Below are 21,460 nucleotides of genomic sequence, written 5' to 3'. Positions count from 1 at the left end.
CGTAACGGGTATTTAATCATGGCTCTTATCGGTACGCATGTTAATGGTTGGTGGCGCGATGATCCCTTTCACGGGCGACGTCGTCATGCACATTTTGCGTAACCGCAGTGCAGATACCTGAGCCCGCCACCGAGCGGGCTTTTTTTTGAGCGAAATTCAGAGAATCCATTATGGCTAATGCGAAACCTACATTGAAGTTGATTACCGGTACCGCGCCCTACCGCGAAGATCCGGCCGCAGTGTTTCATCAATTATGCGGCGCACGTCCGGCAACTCTGCTGCTTGAATCTGCCGATATCGACAGCAAGCAGAACCTGAAAAGCCTGCTGATTGTCGACAGCGCGCTGCGCATCAGCGCCCTGGGCAATGTTGTTACCCTGCAGGCGCTGTCGGAAAACGGCCGCGCGCTGCTGCCGCTGCTGGACGAAACACTGCCCCCCGAGGTGCGCATCGCCGTGCGCCCGGACGGACGTGAGCTGCATTTCACGCCGGTTGAGGGTCTGCACGATGAAGACTCCCGCCTGAAAGCGCTGTCGGTGTTTGATGCGCTGCGTCTGATTCCGCATCTGGTTAACAGCCCGGCCGAAGAACGTGAAGCCATGCTGCTGGGCGGCCTGTTTGCCTACGATCTGGTGGCGGGATTTGAAGATCTGCCGCCGCTGCGCAATGACCAAAGCTGCCCGGATTACTGTTTCTACCTCGCCGAAACGTTACTGGTGATCGATCACCAGCAGCGCAGCGCCCGTCTGCAGGCCAGCCTGTTTGCGCCGTCCACCAGCGAGTTTCAGCGTCTGCAGAGCCGTATCGAACAGCTGCACGGTCAGATGACGCAGCCAGCGCCAGCGCTGCCGGTGCAGCGCGTCGAGCAGATGACGCTGAGCACCAGCCAGAGCGATGAAGCTTACTGCAACGTGGTAAGCGAACTGCAGCAGGCCATTCGCATCGGTGAAATTTTCCAGGTGGTACCATCGCGCCGCTTCTCACTGCCGTGCCCGTCACCGCTGGCGGCTTACGATACGCTGAAAAACAGCAACCCCAGCCCGTACATGTTCTTTATGCAGGATCAGGATTTTGCGCTGTTCGGCGCTTCGCCGGAGAGCTCGCTGAAGTATGACGCCAGCTCACGCCAGATCGAAATCTACCCGATTGCCGGTACGCGTCCGCGCGGTCGCCATGCGGATGGCTCGCTGGATCGCGACCTGGACAGCCGTATTGAACTGGAAATGCGCACCGATCATAAAGAGCTGGCTGAGCACCTGATGCTGGTGGATCTGGCGCGCAACGACCTGGCGCGTATCTGTGTGCCCGGCAGCCGTTACGTGGCGGATTTAACCAAAGTGGACCGCTACTCGTTTGTGATGCATCTGGTGTCCCGCGTGGTTGGCACGCTGCGCAACGATCTTGATGTGCTGCACGCCTATCGCGCCTGCATGAACATGGGCACGCTGAGTGGTGCACCGAAAGTGCGTGCGATGCAGCTGATTGCGGAAAAAGAAGGCACGCGGCGCGGCAGCTACGGCGGCGCGGTCGGCTACTTCACCGCCAGCGGCGACCTTGATACCTGCATCGTCATCCGCTCCGCCTGGGTGGAAGGTGGCGTTGCCACCGTGCAGGCCGGTGCCGGCGTGGTGCTGGATTCTCAGCCTCAGGCTGAAGCGGATGAGAGCCGCAACAAAGCCCGCGCGGTATTGCGCGCCATCGCTACTGCCCATCACTGCAAGGAGATTTTCTGATGGCCGATATCCTGCTGCTCGATAATATCGACTCCTTTACCTACAACCTCGTTGATCAGCTGCGTACCTTTGGCCACAACGTGGTGATCTACCGCAACAACGTCCCGGCAGAAGTGCTGATCGACCGCCTGCAGCAGATGGAAAACCCGGTGCTGATGCTCTCACCCGGCCCTGGCGCACCCAAAGATGCCGGCTGCATGCCGCAGCTGTTACAGGCGCTGCGCGGTCAGCTGCCGATCATTGGTATCTGTCTCGGCCATCAGGCCATTGTCGAAGCTTACGGCGGGCACGTCGGCCAGGCGGGCGAAATTCTGCACGGCAAAGCCTCCGCCATTACCCATGATGGCGAGGCGATGTTTACCGGCCTCAGCAACCCGCTGCCGGTGGCGCGTTACCACTCGCTGGTGGGCAGCAATACGCCGGCGGAACTGACGGTTAACGCCAGCTACAACGGCATGGTGATGGCGGTGCGTCACGAAACGGACCGCGTGTGCGGCTTCCAGTTCCATCCCGAGTCGATTCTCACCACGCAGGGCGCACGTCTGCTGGAGCAAACACTGGCCTGGGCGCTGGCGAAATAACAGGGAGATGATGATGCAAACTATTCTGGAAAAACTGTATCAGGCGCAAACGCTGAGCCAGGCCGAGAGCCACCAGCTGTTCAGCGCGATTATTACCGGACAGCTGGAGCCGACGCAGCTGGCAGCGGCGCTGATCGCCATGAAAGTGCGTGGCGAGCGCCCGGAAGAGATCGCCGGTGCCGCCTCCGCGCTGCTGGCCGATGCCAGACCGTTCCCGCGTCCGGACTATACGTTTGCCGATATCGTTGGCACCGGCGGTGATGGCAGCAACAGCATTAATATTTCCACGGCCAGCGCCTTTGTCGCCGCCACCTGCGGGCTGAAAGTGGCCAAGCACGGCAACCGCAGCGTCTCCAGCAAATCCGGATCTTCCGATCTGCTGGCCGCTTTCGGTATCAATCTCGACATGCCGGCGCAGCAGGCACGGCAGGCGCTGGACGATCTCAACGTCTGTTTCCTGTTTGCGCCGCAGTATCACAGCGGTTTCCGCCACGCGATGCCGGTGCGCCAGCAGCTGAAAACCCGCACGCTATTTAACGTGCTGGGTCCGCTGATCAACCCGGCGCGCCCACCGCTGGCGGTGATTGGCGTCTACAGTCCGGAACTGGTGCTGCCCATCGCCCAGACGCTGAAAGTGCTGGGCTACCAGCGTGCTGCCGTGGTGCACGGTGGCGGCATGGATGAAGTGGCGCTGCACAGTGCAACCCAGGTCGCTGAGCTGCGTGACGGTGAAATCACCAGTTACCAGCTGACGCCGGAAGACTTTGGCTTCAGCTTCCAGCCGAAAGAGGCGCTGGCCGGCGGCACACCGGAAGAAAACCGTGACATTCTGACGCGTTTGCTCCAGGGTAAAGGCCAGCCCGCCCACGAGCAGGCCGTTGCGGTAAATGTCGCAATGTTGCTGAAAGTATTCGGAAATGAAGATTTGCGCGATAACGCTGAGCGCGCCATGGCTGCCATTCGCAGCGGTCAGGCGTACGAGCGCGTTGTGGCACTGGCAGCGAGAGGATGAAATGAGTATCAAGGGCACCGTATTAGAGAAAATTGTGCAGGATAAAGCCCTGTGGGTTGAAGCACGTAAATCGCAGCAGCCGCTGGCCTCCTTCCAGAACGATCTGCAGCCGGCGGAGCGTCATTTTTACGAGGCGCTGCGTGGCACGCGCACCGTCTTCATTCTGGAGTGTAAAAAAGCCTCCCCGTCGAAAGGGCTGATTCGCGCCGATTTTGATCCCGCGACTATCGCCGGGATCTATCGCCATTACGCCTCTGCGGTGTCAGTGCTGACCGATGAGAAATATTTCCAGGGCAGCTTTGATTTCCTGCCGGTGGTCAGCGCCGCCATCACGCAGCCGGTGCTGTGCAAAGACTTTATTATTGATCCCTACCAGATTTACCTGGCGCGCCATTATCAGGCCGATGCCATTCTGCTGATGCTGTCCGTACTGGATGATGAGCAGTACCGTCAGCTGGCTGCGGTGGCGCACAGTCTGAAAATGGGCGTGCTGACCGAAGTCAGTAACGAAGAAGAGCTGGAGCGCGCTATCGCGCTGGAAGCTAAAGTGGTCGGCATCAACAACCGCGATCTGCGTGATTTGTCGATTGACCTGAATCGCACGCGTCAGCTGGCCCCGCGTCTCAGCCATGGCGTCACCGTAATCAGCGAGTCCGGCATCCATAATTACGCCCAGGTGCGCGAGCTGAGCCATTTTGCTAACGGCTTTTTAATTGGCTCGGCGCTGATGGAAGAGCACGACCTCGACGCCGGTGTGCGCCGCGTGCTGCTGGGCGATAACAAGGTGTGCGGCCTGACCCGCCCGGAAGATGCGCAGGCCGCGCATCAGGCTGGCGCGCTGTATGGCGGCGTGATCTTTGCCGCCGGTTCGCCGCGCCAGGTTAACGAGGCGCAGGCACAGGCGGTGATCGCCGCTGCACCGCTGAAGTATGTCGGCGTGTTCCGCAATCAGGCTATCAATGACGTTGTCACGTTGGCCACACGTTTATCGCTTGCGGCCGTCCAGCTGCACGGCGACGAAGACAAAGCCTACGTTGCGGAACTGCGCCAGGCGCTGCCAGCCAGCGTGCGCATCTGGAAGGCGCTGAGCATTCAAGATCGGTTGCCGCCACGCGACTGGCCGCACGTTGATCGCTACGTGCTGGATAATGGCCAGGGTGGCAGCGGTCAGCGCTTTGACTGGTCGCTGCTGCAGGGTGAAGACCTGACTGATGTGCTGCTGGCCGGTGGCCTGAGCGCCGATAACTGCGTCGAAGCCGCTCAGCTCGGCTGTGCCGGCCTCGACTTCAACTCCGGCGTGGAATCCGCGCCGGGCATCAAAGATGCCAGCAAAGTCGCGGCGGTATTCCGCACGCTGCGCGCCTATTAATTGCGTCTGCCCGCCTGCGGGCGGGCCGGATAAGGAAGAGGACACGATGACGACATTACTTAATCCCTACTTTGGCGAATTCGGCGGCCAGTATGTGCCGCAGATTTTGATGCCAGCACTGCGTCAGCTGGAAACGGCCTTTGTTGAAGCACAGCGCGATCCGGCGTTTCAGGCTGAATTCACTGACCTGCTGAAAAACTACGCCGGTCGCCCGACGGCCCTGACGCTGTGCAGCAACCTGACCAAAGGCAGCAAAACCCGCCTGTACCTGAAGCGCGAAGACCTGCTGCACGGCGGCGCACACAAAACTAACCAGGTGCTGGGCCAGGCGCTGCTGGCAAAACGCATGGGCAAAAACGAGATCATCGCGGAAACCGGCGCCGGTCAGCACGGCGTGGCGTCGGCACTGGCGTGTGCCCTGCTCGGCATGAAATGCCGTATTTACATGGGCGCGAAAGACGTTGAGCGTCAGTCACCCAACGTGTTCCGTATGCGGCTGATGGGCGCAGAGGTGATTCCGGTACACAGCGGCTCGGCCACGCTGAAAGATGCCTGTAACGAGGCGCTGCGCGACTGGTCCGGCAGCTACGAAACCGCGCACTACATGCTCGGCACTGCCGCAGGTCCGCACCCGTTCCCGACCATTGTGCGTGAATTCCAGCGCATGATTGGCGAAGAGACCAAAGCGCAGATTCTGGAAAAAGAGGGTCGCCTGCCGGATGCGGTACTGGCGTGCGTCGGCGGCGGTTCTAACGCCATCGGCATGTTTGCGGATTTCATCGAAGAGAGCAGCGTGCGCCTGATCGGCGTGGAGCCTGCGGGTCACGGTATTGACACCGGTGAGCACGGTGCGCCGCTCAAGCACGGTCGCGTCGGCATCTATTTCGGCATGAAGGCGCCGATGATGCAGACCGAAGAGGGACAGATCGAAGAGTCCTACTCCATCTCTGCCGGTCTCGATTTCCCGTCGGTCGGTCCGCAGCATGCGCACCTGAACAGCACCGGCCGCGCTGACTACGTGTCAATCACGGATGATGAAGCGCTGGAGGCCTTTAAGACGCTGTGTCGTGCAGAAGGCATCATTCCGGCACTGGAGTCATCGCACGCGCTGGCGTATGCGCTGAAGATGATCCGCGAAAACCCGGACAAAGAGCAGCTGCTGGTGGTGAACCTTTCCGGCCGCGGCGACAAAGACATCTTTACCGTTCACGATATTCTGAAAGCTAAGGGAGAGATCTGATGGAGCGTTATAATCAGCTGTTTCAACGTCTGTCCGCGAAACAGGAAGGCGCGTTTGTGCCCTTCGTCACCCTTGGCGATCCGTCACCGGCGCTATCGCTGAAAATCATTGATGCGCTGGTCGAGGGCGGTGCGGATGCGCTGGAGCTGGGCATTCCGTTCTCTGATCCGCTGGCCGATGGACCGACGATTCAGGGCGCTACGCTGCGCGCCTTTGCCGGCGGCACCACCGTAGCGCAGTGTTTTGAAATGCTCGCCACCGTGCGCCAGAAATACCCCGATCTGCCGATTGGCCTGCTGATGTACGCCAACCTGGTGTTCAGCAGAGGTATCGACAACTTCTACGCGCAGTGCGCTGCGGTGGGCGTTGACTCGGTGCTGGTGGCTGACGTGCCGGTGGAAGAGTCGGCCCCGTTCCGCCAGGCGGCGATGCGTCACAACATTGCGCCGATCTTTATCTGTCCGCCCAACGCGGATGACGATCTGCTGCGCGAAATCGCCTCGCACGGCCGTGGCTACACCTATCTGCTGTCACGCGCCGGCGTTACCGGTGCGGAAAATCGCGCCAGCCTGCCGCTGCATCATCTGATCGAGAAGCTGCGCGAATATCATGCTGCGCCACCGCTGCAGGGCTTCGGCATCTCTGAGCCGGGTCAGGTGAAAGAGGCAGTTGCCGCCGGAGCCGCCGGAGCCATCTCCGGCTCGGCCATCGTAAAAATCATCGAGCGTAATCAGAACGACCCAACGGCGCTGCTCAGCGAACTGCAAACGTTCGTCAGCGATCTCAAAGCGGCTACCCGCTGAGTTGGCACGGCCCTGCACTGGCTGCAGGGCCCTTCTTACTTCCTGCCTCCTTTTTTTCCCCTGCGACAAACTTTTTCATCGCGCCTGAGTTGCCGAAATGCGAGGCACGGCCCACACTTAAGCGTGCCGTCACGTTACGGTGCACCACCATCTATGACAGGGAGATAACCAATGAAATTGTTCAAAGTCGTTGCGGGTTTTTTAGTGGCTGCAGTGATGGCGCTCACCTTAAGTGCCTGTGCACCAACAGCAACAAAGGAAGGGACCGGCGGTTACATCGATGACACGGTCATTACCACCAAAGTGAAGGCACAGCTGCTGAATGACGAGGCGCTGAAATCGACAGAAATTAACGTTGAGACCTTCAAAGGGAAAGTACAGCTGAGCGGCTTTGTCAGCTCGCCGCAGATGGCCAACCGTGCGGTTGCGGTAACGCGTAACGTGGCGGGGGTAAAATCCGTCGTCAACAATATGCAGATTAAGTAACTAAACGGGCGACCTGCGGGTCGCCCTTTTTCTTTCTGGTGTAAAAATCAGAAACGGTAGCCCGCGCCAAAGAAGAACACCCACGGATCGATGCGGGTATTGATATTCTGCTGTTCGCCCGCCGCTTTGAATTTCACTTCGGTATCGATGTCCATGTACCACAATGACGCGTTGAGCATCCAGTCGCGGTTGATCTGATAATCCAGCCCGACCTGACCCGCCACGCCCCACGAATCTTTCACGCTCAAATCGCTCAGCTGCGCATCCTGCCCTGTCTGGTTGAACTTCGCATCGTAGAAAGTGGTGTAGTTGATCCCGACGCCAACGTAAGGGCGCAGAGCGCTTTGGCTGTCGAGAAAGTAGTACTGCGCCATCAGGGTGGGCGGCAGCTGACGCACGGTAGCGAGGTTGCCGGTCGGGCCAAGTCCCACTTTGTGGCGGAACGGCGTGGCCGCCAGCAGCTCAACGCCGATATTGTCGGTCGCCATCCAGGTAAACGTCAGACCCAGCTGGGTATCATTACTGACGCTGAAGCCGCCCATACCCAGCACATTATCAGAGCCTTCGGTCGGACGAACGGTCGCGCTACCGGCGCGCGCAAAAAAATCACCGGCCTGGTGAGCCAGTGCCAGTTGCGGGATCGCCAGCGCCAGCAGCAGCGCGCATTTAGCCAGTTTCATAATCACTCCTTTGCCGGAAAACAGGGTATTGAGGTTAATCGCGGCACAAGATTTACCCCTTTTTTGCGAAAAGATCATCAGCATCAATTCAAATTAATCACTTATAAAACAATGATTTGATTCAGATCAATTTTGCCTTTACAAGCGGACATAAAAATCCTGTTGCCGCCATGACACGGCGTGATTATGTTGCTATTCCCCTTTTGTGATTTTGGTTCGAAGCCTCAGGAGTGGCGGGCGATCAGATGAGCGATTTACTTAACCCCTGTATGACCTGTGGCGCCTGCTGCGCCCATTTTCGCGTTTCTTTTTACTGGGCCGAAGCCGACGACGGTGGTGGCACAGTGCCGGTTGAACTGACAGAGCCCCTAAGCCTGATGATGCGCAACATGCGCGGCACCAACGATCGTGCCCCGCGCTGCGTGGCGCTGCAGGGTGAAATTGGCGGCTGTGTTTCCTGTGGGATTTATGCGCAGCGGCCGTCACCGTGCCGGGAGTTCGCCATGTCCGGCGAAAATGGCGTGCCGAATGACGCCTGCGATCGCGCCCGGGCGCGCTATGGTTTACCCCCGCTTTTTCACCCTTCTTTACCTGAGATGACAGAAAGTTATGGGATTCCGGGTGCCAGCCTGCCTGCAGAACATGTACAATCGCCGGGTTAATTAACCCGGTTCCTTCAAGGAGTGTACATGTCTATCACGGCAAGCTCGTTATACCGTGACACAGGAAATTTTCTGCGCCATCAGCTGGTCACCATCGTGCTGATGGCGTTGCTGACCTCGTTTATTACCGTGATTGTTGGCCACGCCCTGACGCCGGGCGAGGATCAGTTATCCCTGCTCAGCCAGACCGACAGCAGCGCCTCATCGCTGTTTGAAATCGTCCAGAACATGTCACCGGATCAGCAACGCATTCTGCTGCGCGCCTCTGCCGCCGGCACTTTCGCTGCCCTGATTGGCAACACGCTGCTATTGGGCGGCATGCTGTGCCTGCTGCCGATGGTATCCAGTGGACAGCGCGTCAGCGCGCTGCGCGCGATTGGCGCCTCTGCACCGCTGCTGCCGAAACTGCTGGTGCAGACCTTCCTGATCACCCTGCTGGTTCAGCTGGGCTTTATGGTACTGATGGTGCCTGGTGTGATTCTGGCGATTCTGCTGTCGCTGGCGCCGGTGATGCTGGCAAGTGAAAAAATGGGCATTTTCAGTGCGATGCGCGCCAGTATGCGTCTGGCCTGGAAGAACATTAAGGTGATCGCCCCGGCGATTATTTTGTGGCTGCTGGCGAAAATTGCGCTGATGTTCTTCTTCTCCTCGCTGACCGTGCTGCCTGCTAATATCGCTTCGGTGGTGCTCAACGCGCTGGGCAACCTGGTATCAGCCATTCTGATTATCTATTTGTACCGGCTGTATATGCTGTTACGTTAAGCGTTACGGCGCCCGCGGCGGCGCCGTAACTCAACGCTCCTGCCCCTGACTGGAAACGCTATGAAGCAGTTACTCGATTTTCTTCCCCTGGTAGTTTTCTTTATTTTCTACAAGCTGTACGACATTTTTGTCGCCTCCGGCGCGCTGGTGGTGGCGACCGGTATCGCGCTGGTGGTCAGCTGGGTGCTGTACCGCAAGCTGGAAAAGATGACCATTTTCACCTTTGTGCTGGTTGCGGTGTTCGGCACCCTGACCTATGTGTTCCACAACGATGAGTTCATCAAGTGGAAAGTCACAGTGATTTACTCGCTGTTCGCGCTGGCACTGCTGTACAGCCAGTGGTTCATGCAGCAACCGCTGATCCAGACCATGCTTGGTAAAGAGCTGCAGCTGCCGGGTGCGGTATGGCGTCGGCTGAATATCGCCTGGGCCCTGTTCTTCCTGGCCTGCGGCCTGGCGAATATTTATGTCGCGTTTTGGTTATCCCAGGCGTTTTGGGTTAACTTTAAGGTGTTCGGTCTTACCGGCCTGACCCTACTGTTTACGCTGTTAAGCGGCCTGTACATCTGGCGACAGATGCCGCAACAAGAACAAAAATAATCGATGCAGCCCGGTCTCCGCCGGGCTTGTCTTCACCTGCAGAAGAACTGAGCAATGGACGAAAAACATAAGTTGCCGCAAGGCGAGATGGTCTCGCGTACCCTGGCGATGCCGGCAGATACCAATGCCAACGGTGATATCTTCGGCGGCTGGCTGATGTCGCAGATGGATATGGGCGGCGCGATACTGGCTAAAGAGATTGCCAAAGGCCGCGTGGTAACGGTGCGCGTGGATGGTATGACCTTCCTCAAGCCCGTCGCCGTCGGGGATGTGGTGAGCTGCTACGCGCGCTGCATCCGCACCGGCAATAGCTCGATGACCATTAACGTGGAAGTGTGGATTAAAAAAGTGTCGTCCGAACCGATCGGCCAGACTTACTGCGCCACCGAAGCGGTGTTTGTTTACGTAGCGGTCGATAACAGCGGGAAATCCCGTCCGCTGCCGGAAGGCCAGGCCAATCTGAGCAATTAAGCGTATAAAAAAAGCGGCCCGGAATGGCCGCTTTTTCTTTGCCTGTCTGGCTTTACTCGATGTTCGCGCCGCCGTTAATGCGGAACACGATGTTCATCGTCAGCCCTTTGCCCGGCCGTCCTGGCTGATAGCGCCACTTCTTCATCGCCTGCTTCACTTCGCGCTCAAACATGTTGCGCGGCTCGGCGGACAAAATCTCGACGTTATCGACGCGCCCATCGCTGTCCACGTCAAACTTCACCCGCACCCGCCCTTCAACGCGCAGCGCGAACGCACGCGCCGGATACGCCGGCTTGCTGACGCTCATCGCTTTCGGTCCATCCGACACCGTCTGCGTTGGGGCCGGATTACTCTTCGGTGCCGTCGAGGGGCGCGTTTGCGCGGCTGGCGCGTCCTGTTTAAACGGATTCTCCTGCGGCTTCACCTGCTGGCGCGGCTTCGGCTCTGCCTTTTTCTCCACCTTTGGCTTCGGTTTCGGTTTTGGCTTCGGTTTAGGTTCCGGCTTAGGGATCGGCACCGGCTCGGCTTTTGGTGGCTCTGGCGCGACTTCCGGCTCGGGTTCCGGCTCGGGCGGCGGCGGCGGGGTTACTGCTGCCGGTGCCGGTTCAGGCTGCACTTCGGGGGCTACCATACTAATGCTGATAGGCTGAGACGCTTTAGGAACCTCAATGGTCTGATGAAATGAAGCATAAAGAATGCCGGCGATTACCGAACCGTGAAGGAGCACGGATAAAATCACGGACACAGGCGTTCGGGTTGGAAAAGGCGTAGTCAACGTCGTCATATCAGTCATGTTCATTGAGTGAAGCGCTGATTTTAAATGCAAATAGCAATCAGTTTCAATAAGCACGCTACTGAAGGCCAAAAGAAAGACGCTTTTTAACCCTGCCTGCGTTGCAGCGCGCGCCCATTATCTTTCGTTTGCACTCTGTTTAGCGATCACTTAACGTGTCTCGCAAATTCGGCAAGTCTAACGGGAGTATCCCATCGTGCTTTACGTCATTTATGCGGAAGATACCGCAGATTCACTGGAAAAACGTAACTCCGTGCGCCCGGCACACCTGGCGCGTCTGCAGCTGCTGCAGGATGAGGGGCGTCTGATTGTCGCCGGTCCTCTGCCTGCCGTCGACAGTAATGAGCCGGGCCCGGCTGGTTTCACCGGTTCTGTGATTGTTGCCGAGTTCTCATCGCTGGAAACGGCCCAGTCATGGGCCAATGACGATCCGTATATCGCCGCTGGCGTATACGACAAAGTCACGGTTAAACCGTTTAAACGGGTGTTCTGATGCAGTGGCAGCCCCTTCTGTTGTTAGTGCTGGTGCTGCTGCTGATTGGTCGTGCGCTGTGGCTGTGGCGCCGTCAGGGCTGGCGTCAGGCGCGCCAGCACATCGTCATGCTGGTGGTACTGGCGGCGGCCCTGCAGATAGTGAATGTTTCACTGGTATTACGCGGCCACTGACGACCGCGTTCATTGCTCAGGTATTCTGCGTGATAAACAGGATAGAGCGACGCTGCTGCTGCGCTACCTGATGACGAATCGCATGGATGCGCTTATAACGACGTGACTGCCCTTCCAGCCAGCGGGCACGACGGCGATGCGCCTGGCGTAACATTCTCCAGCGGGCCACTTCATTTCTGCTGCGTCTCATCACATCCTCTCTGACTGGCTAAACCCGCGACGCATTATAGTGATCTGGCTAAAAATGCCAAATCGAAACCTTCATCGAAACGTCATCAACGATTAAAGGTTTCGCTGGCGCAGATCAACACGTAAACTTTGCCCATCAAAGCGCGAACGGGACGTCCACTTTATGACCACATTTTATACCCTTATCAGTTGGTTGCTGCTGTTTGGCTACTGGCTGCTGATTGCCGGGGTTACGCTGCGCATCCTGATGAAGCGGCGAGCGGTGACCTCAGCGATGGCCTGGCTGCTGATCATCTACATTCTGCCGCTGGTGGGTATTATCGCCTATCTGTCGTTTGGCGAACTGCATTTAGGTAAACGTCGCGCTGAACGCGCCCGCACCATGTGGCCCTCGACCGCCAAATGGCTCAACGACCTGAAACAGTGTCGTCACATTTTCGCGACTGAACACAGTGACGTGGCGCGCTCCCTGTTCGAGCTGTGCCGTCATCGTCAGGGTATTGCCGGCGTTAAAGGCAATCAGCTGCAGCTGCTGACCAGCGCCGATGACGTGATGCAGGCGCTGATCCGCGATATTCAGCTGGCGCGCCATAATATTGAGATGGTGTTCTACATCTGGCAGCCGGGTGGTCTGGCTGATGATGTGGCGGAATCGCTGATGGCTGCCTCACGGCGCGGCGTGCACTGCCGCCTGATGCTGGACTCCGCCGGCAGCGTGGCGTTCTTCCGCAGTCCGTGGGTAGGCATGATGCGCAACGCCGGTATTGATGTGGTCGAGGCATTGCAGGTCAGCCTGTGGCGTGTGTTCCTGCGCCGCATGGATTTGCGTCAGCACCGCAAAGTGGTGCTGATCGATAACTACATTGCCTATACCGGCAGCATGAATCTGGTGGATCCGCGCTTCTTTAAACAGGATGCTGGCGTGGGTCAATGGATTGATCTGATGGCGCGCATGGAGGGCCCGGTGGCCACTACCATGGGCATCGTCTACGCCTGCGACTGGGAAATCGAAACCGGCAAACGCATTCTGCCGCCGGCGCCGGACGGCAATGTGATGCCGTTTGAGCAGGAGAGCGGTCACACCATTCAGGTGATCGCCTCAGGTCCGGGCTTCCCCGAGGACATGATTCATCAGGCGCTGCTGACGGCGGTGTATTCAGCGCGCGAGCAGCTGATCATGACCACGCCCTACTTCGTGCCGAGCGACGACTTACTGCACGCCATCTGTACCGCCGCGCTGCGTGGCGTTGAGGTGAGCATTGTTGTACCGCGCCATAATGACTCGCTGCTGGTCGGCTGGGCCAGCCGCGCCTTCTTCACTGAACTGCTGGAAGCCGGGGTGAAAATCTACCAGTTTGAAGATGGCCTGTTGCACACGAAGAGCGTGCTGGTGGACGGTCAGCTCAGTCTGGTGGGCACGGTGAACCTGGATATGCGCAGCCTGTGGCTCAACTTCGAGATCACGCTGGTGGTGGATGATGACGGCTTTGGTAGCGATCTCGCCACGGTCCAGGATGATTATATCGCCCGTTCGCGTCTGCTGGACGGCGCGCGCTGGGCAAAACGTGCCTGGTGGCAGCGCATCGTCGAACGACTGTTTTACTTCTTTAGCCCTTTACTGTAAAACGAGCGAAAATATTACCGCCTCAGGGCAAGCAGGAATGACCATGGATTTAAATAATCGCCTTACTGAAGATGAAACGCTGGAACAGGCTTACGATATTTTTCTTGAGCTGGCAGGCGATAACCTCGATCCGGCAGACATCATTCTGTTCAATCTGCAATTTGAAGAGCGCGGCGGCGCCGAGCTGTTTGATCCATCCGAAGACTGGCAGGAACATGTGGATTTCGATCTCAACCCTGACTTCTTCTCAGAAGTGGTGATCGGCCTCGGTGAAGCGGACGGCGAACCGATTACCGATGTGTTCGCGCGCATCCTGCTGTGCCGCGAGAAAGACCATAAGCTGTGTCATATTCTGTGGCGTGAATAAGCCGCAGCGCATAAAAAACGCCGGGCACTGCCCGGCGTTGTTGTTTATGGCACCGCTATTAAAGCGGATCAACCTTCAGACAGGATACCGCATGGCGGAAACTGCCTTCCAGTAGCGGTCGGGTTTTGGCGCACTCCGGGCCGGCAATCGGGCAGCGGGTACGGAACACGCAGCCTGATGGCGGATTGATTGGCGACGGCAGTTCCCCTTCCAGCAGCTGAATCTGCTTATTCTTCTCCAAGTCCGGATCAGGAATCGGCACCGCCGACATCAGCGCTTTGGTATACGGATGCTGCGGATCGTTATACACCGCATCATAGGTACCCAGCTCAACCGCGTGGCCGAGATACATCACCAGTACGCGATCAGAGATGTGCTTCACCACCGCCAGGTCATGCGCGATGAAGATCAGCGACAGGCCCATTTCACGCTGCAGTTTCTGCAGCAGGTTAACCACCTGCGCCTGAATCGACACGTCGAGCGCCGACACCGGCTCATCACAGATAATCAGCTTCGGCTCAAGAATCAGCGCACGGGCGATACCGATACGCTGGCACTGGCCACCGGAGAACTCGTGCGGATAGCGGTTGATGAGGTTCGGCAGCAGACCGACCTTCATCATCATGGTTTTAACCTTATCCTTCACTTCCTGACGCGGCATCTTTGGATAGTAGGTGCGCAGCGGTTCGGCGATGATGTCACCAATGGTCATACGCGGGTTGAGCGAGGCCAGCGGGTCCTGGAAGATCATCTGAATGTCACTGCGCGCCTGACGCCACTCTTCCTGGCTCTGGCCCAGCAGATCGCGCCCCAGCCACGCCACGCGCCCGTCGGTAGCTTTCACCAGACCGATAATGGCGCGCGCCAGCGTGGATTTGCCGCAGCCGGACTCACCGACCACGCCGAGGGTTTCGCCTTCATACAGACGCAGACTGACACCATCCACCGCTTTCAGGGTTTTCGGCGGCTGCCAGAACCACTGCTTGCCGTCTTTGATATCGAAATGCACCTTGAGATCGGCGATTTCCAGCAACACTTTTTTCTCTTCGATTACGGTGCTCATACTAATTCCTCCACCGGTTTGAAGCAGGCGCGCAGGCGCCCTTCGGCAAACGGTTCAAGCGGCGGTGATTTGGCACAGATATCCATGGCATATGCGCAGCGCGGCTGGAACGGACAGCCCTGCGGCAGACGCAACAGGTTGGGCGGGTTGCCGGGAATGGTGGTCAGCGACTCACCCTCCGCGTCAAGACGCGGCACCGCGCTCAGCAAACCGATCGAGTACGGATGCGCCGGCTGGTAGAACACATCGCGCGCACGGCCATATTCCATGGTGCGCCCGGCATACATCACCAGTACCTTGTCACAGATCCCGGCAACAACGCCGAGATCGTGAGTGATCATGATGATGGCGGTGTTAAATTCACGCTTCAGCTCATTCAACAGCGTCATGATTTGCGCCTGCACGGTGACATCCAGCGCAGTGGTTGGCTCATCGGCAATCAGCAGCTTTGGCCGGCACAGCAGCGCCATGGCGATCATTACGCGCTGACGCATGCCACCGGAAAACTCGTGCGGGAACATCTTCATGCGTTTGCGCGCTTCCGGCATTTTCACCGCGTCCAGCATGCGCACCGACTCTTCAAACGCCTGGGCGCTGCTCATGCCTTTGTGCAGTTTCAGCACCTCCATCAGCTGTTCGCCGACGCGCATGTACGGATTGAGCGATGTCATCGGGTCCTGGAAAATCATCGCAATCTGCTCCGCGCGCAGCTTGTTCAGCTTGCTTTCCGGCAGATTGAGGATTTCGCTGCCGTTGAACTGCGCCGAGCCGCCAATGCGACCATTTTTCGCCAGCAGTCCCATCAGTGCAAACGCGGTTTGCGATTTTCCGGAGCCGGATTCACCGACAATGCCCAGCGTTTCACCGGCGCGCAGGGAAAAGTTGAGGTCGTTCACAGCGGTCACGTCGCCGTCGTGAGTACTAAAGGTGACGCGCAGATCTTTAACGTCCAGCAGCAGGTTAGCGTTTCCCGCAGGTGCAGCCGCCAGCGGCTGCTGAGTATCATGATGGGTCATCGGGAAACTCCTTAACGATCTTTCGGGTCGAGGGCGTCACGCAGGCCATCGCCGATAAAGTTGAAACAGAACAACGTCACCACCAGGAAGCCCGCCGGGAACATCAGCAGCCACGGTGATACTTCCATCGAGTTGGCGCCGTCGCTCAACAGCGCGCCCCAGCTGCTCAGTGGCTCCTGGGTACCGAGGCCAAGGAAGCTCAGGAAGGATTCAAACAGGATCATGCTTGGCACCAGCAGCGAGGCATACACCACCACCACGCCCAGCACGTTCGGCACGATGTGGCGCAGCACGATATTGCCGGTAGAAACACCGCCGACCTGCGCCGCTTCGATGAACTCTTTGCGCTTCAGTCCCAGCGTCTGGCCGCGCACGATACGCGCCATATCCAGCCATGACACCATGCCAATGGCAACGAAGATCAGCAGGATATTGCGGCCAAAGAAGGTCACCAGCAGGATGACGAAGAACATAAACGGGAACGAGTTGAGGATTTCCAGGATACGCATCATCACCGAGTCAATCTTGCCGCCAAGGTAGCCGGCCAGCGAACCGTACAGCGTGCCCACCAGCACCGCGATCAGCGCTGAAGCGATGCCAACCATCAGTGAGATACGGCCGCCAATCGCCACGCGCACCAGCAGGTCACGTCCCGATGAGTCGGTGCCAAACCAGTGCCCTGAGGTGGTGTCCGGCGGTGCAGACATCATCGCCCAGTCGGTATCATCATATTTGAACTGCGCCAGCATCGGGGCGAACACCACGAACAGCGCAATCACCAGCAGCACCAGCAGGCTGATAAGGGCCGCACGGTTATGAATAAAGCGGCGACGTGCGTCCTGCCACAGGCTGCGCCCTTCCACTTCCAGCTTTTCGCTGAACGCGTCCAGAGCTTCGCTATTTTTCTTACTTAACATCATGAGCGAGCTCCACCATCAGTAACGAATTTTCGGATCGATAACGGCGTACAGCACGTCAACGATCGCGTTGAACAGGATGGTCAGCACGCCGACCAGAATGGTCAGGCTCATCACCAGCGAGTAGTCACGGTTCAGTGCGCCGTTGACAAACAGCTGACCGATGCCCGGCAGACCGTAAATTGATTCGATTACCATCGAACCGGTGATGATGCCAACAAACGCCGGCCCCATATAGGAGAGCACCGGCAGCAGCGCCGGCTTCAGCGCGTGGCGCAGCACGATACGGCGCAGCGGCAGACCTTTCGCACGCGCGGTGCGGATGAAGTTAGAGTGCATCACTTCAATCATCGAGCCGCGGGTGATACGGGCGATACTGGCGATGTAAGCCAGTGACAGCGCCACCATCGGCAGTAGCATGTAGTTCCACTGCCCGCCATTCCAGCCGCCGCCCGGCAGCCAGCGCAGGGTGATGGCAAAGATCAGTACCAGTAGCGGTGCCACCACGAAGCTGGGAATGACCACCCCGGTCATCGCCACCCCCATGACCGCATAATCCCACAAACTGTTTTGCTTCAGCGCGGCGATAACCCCCGCCGTCACGCCCAGCACCACCGCAAGGAAGAAGGCTGCCAGCCCCAGTTTGGCCGATACCGGAAACGCATGACCGACCAGGTAGTTAACCGAGTAGTCTTTATATTTAAACGACGGCCCGAAATCGCCGTGTGCCAGCTGCACCAGGTAGCTGAGATACTGTTTGCCGATCGGGTCGTTGAGGTGATATTTGGCCTCAATGTTGGCCATGACTTCCGGCGCCAGCGCACGCTCGCCGGTGAACGGACTGCCGGGTGCCAGTCGCATCATAAAGAAGGAGATGGTGATCAGAATGAATAGCGTCGGGATGGCTTCAAGGAGCCGACGCAGGATGAATTTTAACATTGCCGTACCTACCAGGCTGTTGCTTCACAAAGTCAAAAAGGCGGCGCCGCAGCACCGCCACTGTCGATAGCCTGAGTGCTATTAATGCTTAATGATGTACAGGTTCTTATCCAGGGTTTTATCCAGCGGATCGTTGCCGGTGTAGCCGCCAACGTACGGTTTCACCAGACGCGCGTTCACGTAGTAGTAAACCGGCACGATGGTGCTGTCTTTATCCAGGATCTGCTCTGCTTTCTGATAATCGGCCACGCGCGCTTTGTCATCCGCCGCTTTCACCGCATCGTGAATCACTTTGTCGAAGTCCGCGCTCTTATAGTGCGAGGTGTTACTGCTGCTGTCCGACAGCATGATGTTCAGGAAGGAAGTCGGTTCGTTATAGTCGGCACACCATGCTGCGCGGGAGACATCGAAGTTGCCCTGATGACGGGTATCCAGGAAGGTTTTCCACTCCTGGTTTTCCAGCTTGATGTTCACGCCGATGTTCTTTTTCCAGATAGACGAAGCGGCAATCGCCAGTTTTTTGTGCAGATCGGAGGTGTTATACAGCAGGTTGAAGGTCAGCGGTTTGTCGGCGGTATAACCGGCTTCGGCCAGCAGTTTCTTCGCTTCTTCGTTACGCTTGTTCTGATCCCACTTGTACCAGTCCGGCGGCAGCAGTTCCATGCCGTCAGTGGCTGGCGGTGTGAAGCTGTAGGCCGGCTGTTGACCCTGCGCCAGCACTTTGTTCACCATGATGTCGCGATCCAGACCCAGCTTCAGCGCGGTACGCACGCGAACATCGGTAAACGGTGCTTTCTGGTTGTTGATTTCATAGTAGTAGGTGCACAGATACGGTTTCACCATCAGCTCTTTACCGTTATCACGCTGCAGTTTTTTAAACAGTTCGATCGGCATGTTGTTGTAAGTGATGTCGCTGCCGTTCTCGGAGAAATAACGGTTCACATCGCTGACTTCGGAGTTGATTGGCAGGAAGGTGACTTTATTCAGTACGGTATGTTCGTTGTCCCAGTATTCCGGGTTACGCACCAGCGTCACGCGTTCGTTGATCACGTGAGATTCCAGTTTGAAGGCACCGTTGCCGACCCAGTTCTGCGGCTGCGTCCACTGGTCGCCAAACTTCTCAATGGCTGGCTTATACACCGGTGACATCACCGCGTTGATCAGCAGCTTATCGAAGTACGGTACCGGCTCGCTCAGCGTCACTTCCAGCGTGTGGTCATCCAGTGCTTTCACGCCAAGATCGGAGGTCGGTTTTTTACCGGCGATGATGTCATCCACGTTGAGGATGTGGCCATACTGCGGGTAGCTCGCATAAGGCGAGGCGGTTTTTGGATCGACCAGACGCTGCCAGCTGTAGACGAAGTCCTGCGCGGTGACCGGCTCGCCGTTTGACCATTTGGCATTTTTACGCAGATGGAAGGTCCAGACTTTGTAGTCTTTGTTTTCCCAGCTTTCCGCGACGCCCGGAACCGGCTTACCGTTGCTGTCGCTCACGATCAGACCTTCATACAGGTCACGGGCGATATTATCTTCCGGCACGCCTTCGATTTTGTGCGGATCCAGCGACTGCACTTCATCGCCATTGCCGCGCACCAGTTCCTGTTTCGCTGCCAATTCGGTACCCGCCGGTACGTTGGCCGCCAGTGCAGCATTCCCTGCCAGCGCGCTGATGGCCGCCAGTACGCCTGCGGCGATCAGGCTTTTTTTCGTGATGTTGTTCATTATTACGCTCCAGTTTTATTATCGTCACCGGGTCGGCTGACCGCCCGGCGTACCCCGTTTCCGGGAGATCTCCGCCTGTCTGCGCGAAGATCACTACCACCCTGCAGGGTTACCACGGCAACGTGACGCCCGACTGTAGCGCCGGATCGTCACATTACTCAATGTTTCTTTATGTAATAGTATTTCAGCGCCAGCATATCCTGCGGATCTTTGCCGCTGAAACCGCCCACCCACGGCTTCACCAGCCGCACGCTAACGCGGTAGTAAACCGGGATGATCGGTGAATCCCGATCCAGCTGTTGTTCCGCCTGCTGATAGAGTTGCGCGCGCTGCGCGTCATCAGCAGTGTTGAGCGTTTGCGCCATCAGCGCATCAAATGCGGCGCTGTGATAAAACGCGGTGTTGATGGAGGAGCTACTCAGCAGCAGATTGAGGAAGCTGGATGGCTCGTTGTAATCCGCACACCAGGTGGCGCGCACCACATCAAACTGTGCCTGATGACGGGTCTCCAGTAGCGTTTTCCACTCCTGATTTTGCAGCGTGACCTGCGCACCGAGATTATTTTGCCACATCGAGGCAGCCGCGATCGCCTGACGCTTGTTCTGTTCTGAGGTGTTATACAGCAGGGTAAAACGCAGCGGATGCTGGGCATTGAAGCCAGCTTCCGCCAGCAGCTGCTTCGCTGCCGCGTTACGTTGCGCCTGTGTCTGCTGCGCCCACGCCGGCGTATTGAGAGAAATACCGTGAATAAAGGGCGGCGTCAGGCCGTAGGCCGGGATCTGTCCCTGCCCCATAATTTTCTGTGCGATGATGTCGCGGTCGAGCGTTAACTTCAGCGCGCTGCGTACGCGGACGTCGTCAAACGGCGCTTTCTTGTTATTGATTTCGTAATAGAAGGTGCATAGCAGCGGGCTGACTTTTACTTCATCTCCCAGCGCCTGCTGCAGTTTTTTGAACATATCGGGCGGCACCACGCTGTTGGTCATGTCGGTGCCGCCACTGCGATAGCGGTTTATATCGCTATTCTCAGAGGTGAGCGCCAGAAACACGCCTTCGTCCAGCGTGGTATGGGCATTGTCCCAGTAGTGCGGATTACGCTTCACCACGATCTGCTCATTCACCACCCAGTCCGCCAGCGTGTAAGCGCCATTACCCACGTAGTGCTGCGGCTGTGTCCAGGCATCGCCCCACTGCTCTACCGCCGGACGATACACCGGTTTCATCGAGGTATGAGCCAGCATATCAACAAAATACGGTACCGGTTCAGAGAGCGTAACCTGCAAATGATGGTCGTCCAGCGCTTTCACGCCCAGCTGGGAAGGCGCAGCTTTACCAGCCAGAATGGCATCAATGTTGCTGATGTGCGCAGCCTGCAAATAGCTGGCGTACGGCGAGGCGGTGCGCGGATCGGCCAGACGCTGCCAGCTGTAGACAAAGTCCTGCGCGGTGACCGGCTCACCATTGCTCCAGCGGGCGTCTTTACGCAGCGTGAACGTCCAGATGCGGCCCTGCTGATTTTGCCACTGCTGCGCCACGCCGGGCACCAGTTGACCATTGTTGTCGGTCTCAACCAGTCCTTCCAGCAGATTGCGAATCACATTGGATTCCGGCACGCCCTCGACTTTTTGTGGATCAAGCGAGGACACTTCGCTGCCGTTGTTAATAACGATGCGTTGCGTATCCGCTAATGACGTCCCGGCTGGGATCTCAGCGGCCTGACTTTGCGCCAGCGCACTGGAGAGGCAAAGCGCCAGAAACGTGCGCG

General features: G+C 57.8%; 22 protein-coding genes, 1 pseudogene and 1 other annotated feature. Of the genes and pseudogenes, 14 read left to right on the top strand and 9 right to left on the bottom strand.

The features are described 5' to 3' along the window. The first annotated feature begins 42 nt into the window (after window positions 1-42). Window positions 43-147 (top strand) — a sequence feature (Trp leader region). Between the two features lie 23 nt (window positions 148-170). The 6 genes and pseudogenes from FT726_RS19080 to FT726_RS19055 all read left to right on the top strand — a co-directional run bounded on the left by FT726_RS19080 (window position 171) and on the right by FT726_RS19055 (window position 7,224). Further along, a complete protein-coding gene (locus FT726_RS19080; RefSeq protein WP_288422467.1) occupies window positions 171-1,733 on the top strand; it encodes an anthranilate synthase component 1 in 1,563 nt (520 codons plus the stop codon). Further along, window positions 1,733-3,326 (top strand): annotated as a pseudogene (gene trpD / locus FT726_RS19075) (bifunctional anthranilate synthase glutamate amidotransferase component TrpG/anthranilate phosphoribosyltransferase TrpD). The gene FT726_RS19080 and the pseudogene trpD overlap by 1 nt, the downstream one beginning before the upstream one ends. A gap of 1 nt (window position 3,327) precedes the next feature. After that, the gene (trpCF, locus tag FT726_RS19070) at window positions 3,328-4,695 is read left to right on the top strand and encodes a bifunctional indole-3-glycerol-phosphate synthase TrpC/phosphoribosylanthranilate isomerase TrpF (RefSeq protein WP_346303226.1); all 1,368 of its coding nucleotides are present in this window, start codon (window positions 3,328-3,330) and stop codon (window positions 4,693-4,695) included. Between the two features lie 46 nt (window positions 4,696-4,741). Continuing rightward, window positions 4,742-5,935 (top strand): tryptophan synthase subunit beta, encoded by a 1,194-nt coding sequence (trpB, locus tag FT726_RS19065; protein ID WP_058758632.1) that lies wholly within the window; start codon window positions 4,742-4,744, stop codon window positions 5,933-5,935. Then, window positions 5,935-6,738, top strand: a complete 804-nt coding sequence (gene trpA, locus FT726_RS19060; protein ID WP_211724401.1) for a tryptophan synthase subunit alpha — start codon at window positions 5,935-5,937, stop codon at window positions 6,736-6,738. Before trpB ends, trpA begins: the two co-directional genes overlap by 1 nt. Before the next feature lie 171 nt (window positions 6,739-6,909). Further along, a complete protein-coding gene (locus FT726_RS19055) occupies window positions 6,910-7,224 on the top strand; it encodes a BON domain-containing protein (RefSeq protein ID WP_021510099.1) in 315 nt (104 codons plus the stop codon). A 47-nt stretch (window positions 7,225-7,271) separates the two neighbouring features. Here FT726_RS19055 and ompW read toward each other — a convergent pair whose 3' ends face one another. Then, entirely contained in the window at window positions 7,272-7,904 is a 633-nt protein-coding gene (gene ompW / locus FT726_RS19050) for an outer membrane protein OmpW (protein WP_346303225.1), read from the bottom strand. Between the two features lie 245 nt (window positions 7,905-8,149). Here ompW and FT726_RS19045 point away from each other — a divergent pair, with 245 nt between their 5' ends. Genes FT726_RS19045 through yciA form a run of 4 tightly spaced genes read left to right on the top strand, consistent with a single transcriptional unit; the run spans window position 8,150 to window position 10,399 of the window. Next, window positions 8,150-8,566 carry a YkgJ family cysteine cluster protein gene (locus FT726_RS19045; RefSeq protein WP_346303224.1) on the top strand — a complete coding sequence of 139 codons (417 nt, stop codon included), beginning with the start codon at window positions 8,150-8,152 and terminating at the stop codon, window positions 8,564-8,566. Window positions 8,567-8,593: 27 nt separating this feature from the next. Further along, the gene (locus tag FT726_RS19040; RefSeq protein WP_104092993.1) at window positions 8,594-9,328 is read left to right on the top strand and encodes a YciC family protein; all 735 of its coding nucleotides are present in this window, start codon (window positions 8,594-8,596) and stop codon (window positions 9,326-9,328) included. A 60-nt stretch (window positions 9,329-9,388) separates the two neighbouring features. After that, the gene (locus FT726_RS19035) at window positions 9,389-9,928 is read left to right on the top strand and encodes a septation protein A (RefSeq protein ID WP_058758637.1); all 540 of its coding nucleotides are present in this window, start codon (window positions 9,389-9,391) and stop codon (window positions 9,926-9,928) included. A gap of 54 nt (window positions 9,929-9,982) precedes the next feature. After that, complete coding sequence (gene yciA / locus FT726_RS19030; protein WP_058758638.1) at window positions 9,983-10,399, top strand: acyl-CoA thioester hydrolase YciA; 417 nt, start codon at window positions 9,983-9,985, stop codon at window positions 10,397-10,399. 52 nt (window positions 10,400-10,451) lie between these two features. Here yciA and tonB read toward each other — a convergent pair whose 3' ends face one another. Beyond that, on the bottom strand, window positions 10,452-11,183 hold the full coding sequence (gene tonB / locus FT726_RS19025; RefSeq protein WP_031280217.1) for a TonB system transport protein TonB: 732 nt from the start codon (window positions 11,181-11,183) through the stop codon (window positions 10,452-10,454). Window positions 11,184-11,388: 205 nt separating this feature from the next. Between tonB and FT726_RS19020 the strand changes: the two genes are divergently transcribed. Next, a complete protein-coding gene (locus FT726_RS19020; protein ID WP_010617723.1) occupies window positions 11,389-11,685 on the top strand; it encodes a YciI family protein in 297 nt (98 codons plus the stop codon). Next, complete coding sequence (locus tag FT726_RS19015; protein ID WP_021510092.1) at window positions 11,685-11,858, top strand: hypothetical protein; 174 nt, start codon at window positions 11,685-11,687, stop codon at window positions 11,856-11,858. The genes FT726_RS19020 and FT726_RS19015 overlap by 1 nt, the downstream gene beginning before the upstream one ends. A 16-nt stretch (window positions 11,859-11,874) precedes the next feature. On the opposite strand, the gene FT726_RS19010 is transcribed toward FT726_RS19015, so the two are convergent. Next, on the bottom strand, window positions 11,875-12,048 hold the full coding sequence (locus FT726_RS19010; RefSeq protein ID WP_088517180.1) for a YciY family protein: 174 nt from the start codon (window positions 12,046-12,048) through the stop codon (window positions 11,875-11,877). A 162-nt stretch (window positions 12,049-12,210) separates the two neighbouring features. On the opposite strand from FT726_RS19010, the gene cls reads away from it, so the two are divergent. Both cls and FT726_RS19000 read left to right on the top strand, forming a co-directional pair. Then, window positions 12,211-13,671 carry a cardiolipin synthase gene (gene cls / locus FT726_RS19005; protein WP_021510090.1) on the top strand — a complete coding sequence of 487 codons (1,461 nt, stop codon included), beginning with the start codon at window positions 12,211-12,213 and terminating at the stop codon, window positions 13,669-13,671. A gap of 37 nt (window positions 13,672-13,708) precedes the next feature. Further along, the gene (locus tag FT726_RS19000; protein ID WP_013509338.1) at window positions 13,709-14,038 is read left to right on the top strand and encodes an HI1450 family dsDNA-mimic protein; all 330 of its coding nucleotides are present in this window, start codon (window positions 13,709-13,711) and stop codon (window positions 14,036-14,038) included. Between the two features lie 58 nt (window positions 14,039-14,096). On the opposite strand, the gene oppF is transcribed toward FT726_RS19000, so the two are convergent. The 6 genes from oppF to FT726_RS18970 form a co-directional block, all read right to left on the bottom strand. Then, window positions 14,097-15,101, bottom strand: a complete 1,005-nt coding sequence (gene oppF, locus FT726_RS18995; protein WP_021510088.1) for a murein tripeptide/oligopeptide ABC transporter ATP binding protein OppF — start codon at window positions 15,099-15,101, stop codon at window positions 14,097-14,099. Further along, window positions 15,098-16,117, bottom strand: coding sequence for an ABC transporter ATP-binding protein (locus FT726_RS18990; RefSeq protein ID WP_021510087.1), 1,020 nt, complete (start codon window positions 16,115-16,117; stop codon window positions 15,098-15,100). The genes oppF and FT726_RS18990 overlap by 4 nt, the downstream gene beginning before the upstream one ends. An 11-nt stretch (window positions 16,118-16,128) precedes the next feature. Continuing rightward, window positions 16,129-17,037: an oligopeptide ABC transporter permease OppC gene (gene oppC, locus FT726_RS18985; RefSeq protein ID WP_021510086.1), complete on the bottom strand. Its 909-nt coding sequence runs from the start codon at window positions 17,035-17,037 to the stop codon at window positions 16,129-16,131. Window positions 17,038-17,052: 15 nt separating this feature from the next. Then, window positions 17,053-17,973 carry an oligopeptide ABC transporter permease OppB gene (gene oppB / locus FT726_RS18980; RefSeq protein ID WP_021510085.1) on the bottom strand — a complete coding sequence of 307 codons (921 nt, stop codon included), beginning with the start codon at window positions 17,971-17,973 and terminating at the stop codon, window positions 17,053-17,055. Between the two features lie 81 nt (window positions 17,974-18,054). After that, entirely contained in the window at window positions 18,055-19,695 is a 1,641-nt protein-coding gene (gene oppA, locus FT726_RS18975; RefSeq protein WP_346303223.1) for an oligopeptide ABC transporter substrate-binding protein OppA, read from the bottom strand. 158 nt (window positions 19,696-19,853) lie between these two features. Next, on the bottom strand, window positions 19,854-21,460 hold a 1,607-nt coding region (locus FT726_RS18970; protein ID WP_346303222.1), incomplete at its 5' end, for an ABC transporter substrate-binding protein.

It is taken from the genome of Pantoea sp. Morm (assembly GCF_016643525.1).
Lineage (GTDB): Bacteria > Pseudomonadota > Gammaproteobacteria > Enterobacterales > Enterobacteriaceae > Pantoea > Pantoea dispersa.
This window is presented reverse-complemented; position numbering and strand designations above follow the sequence as displayed.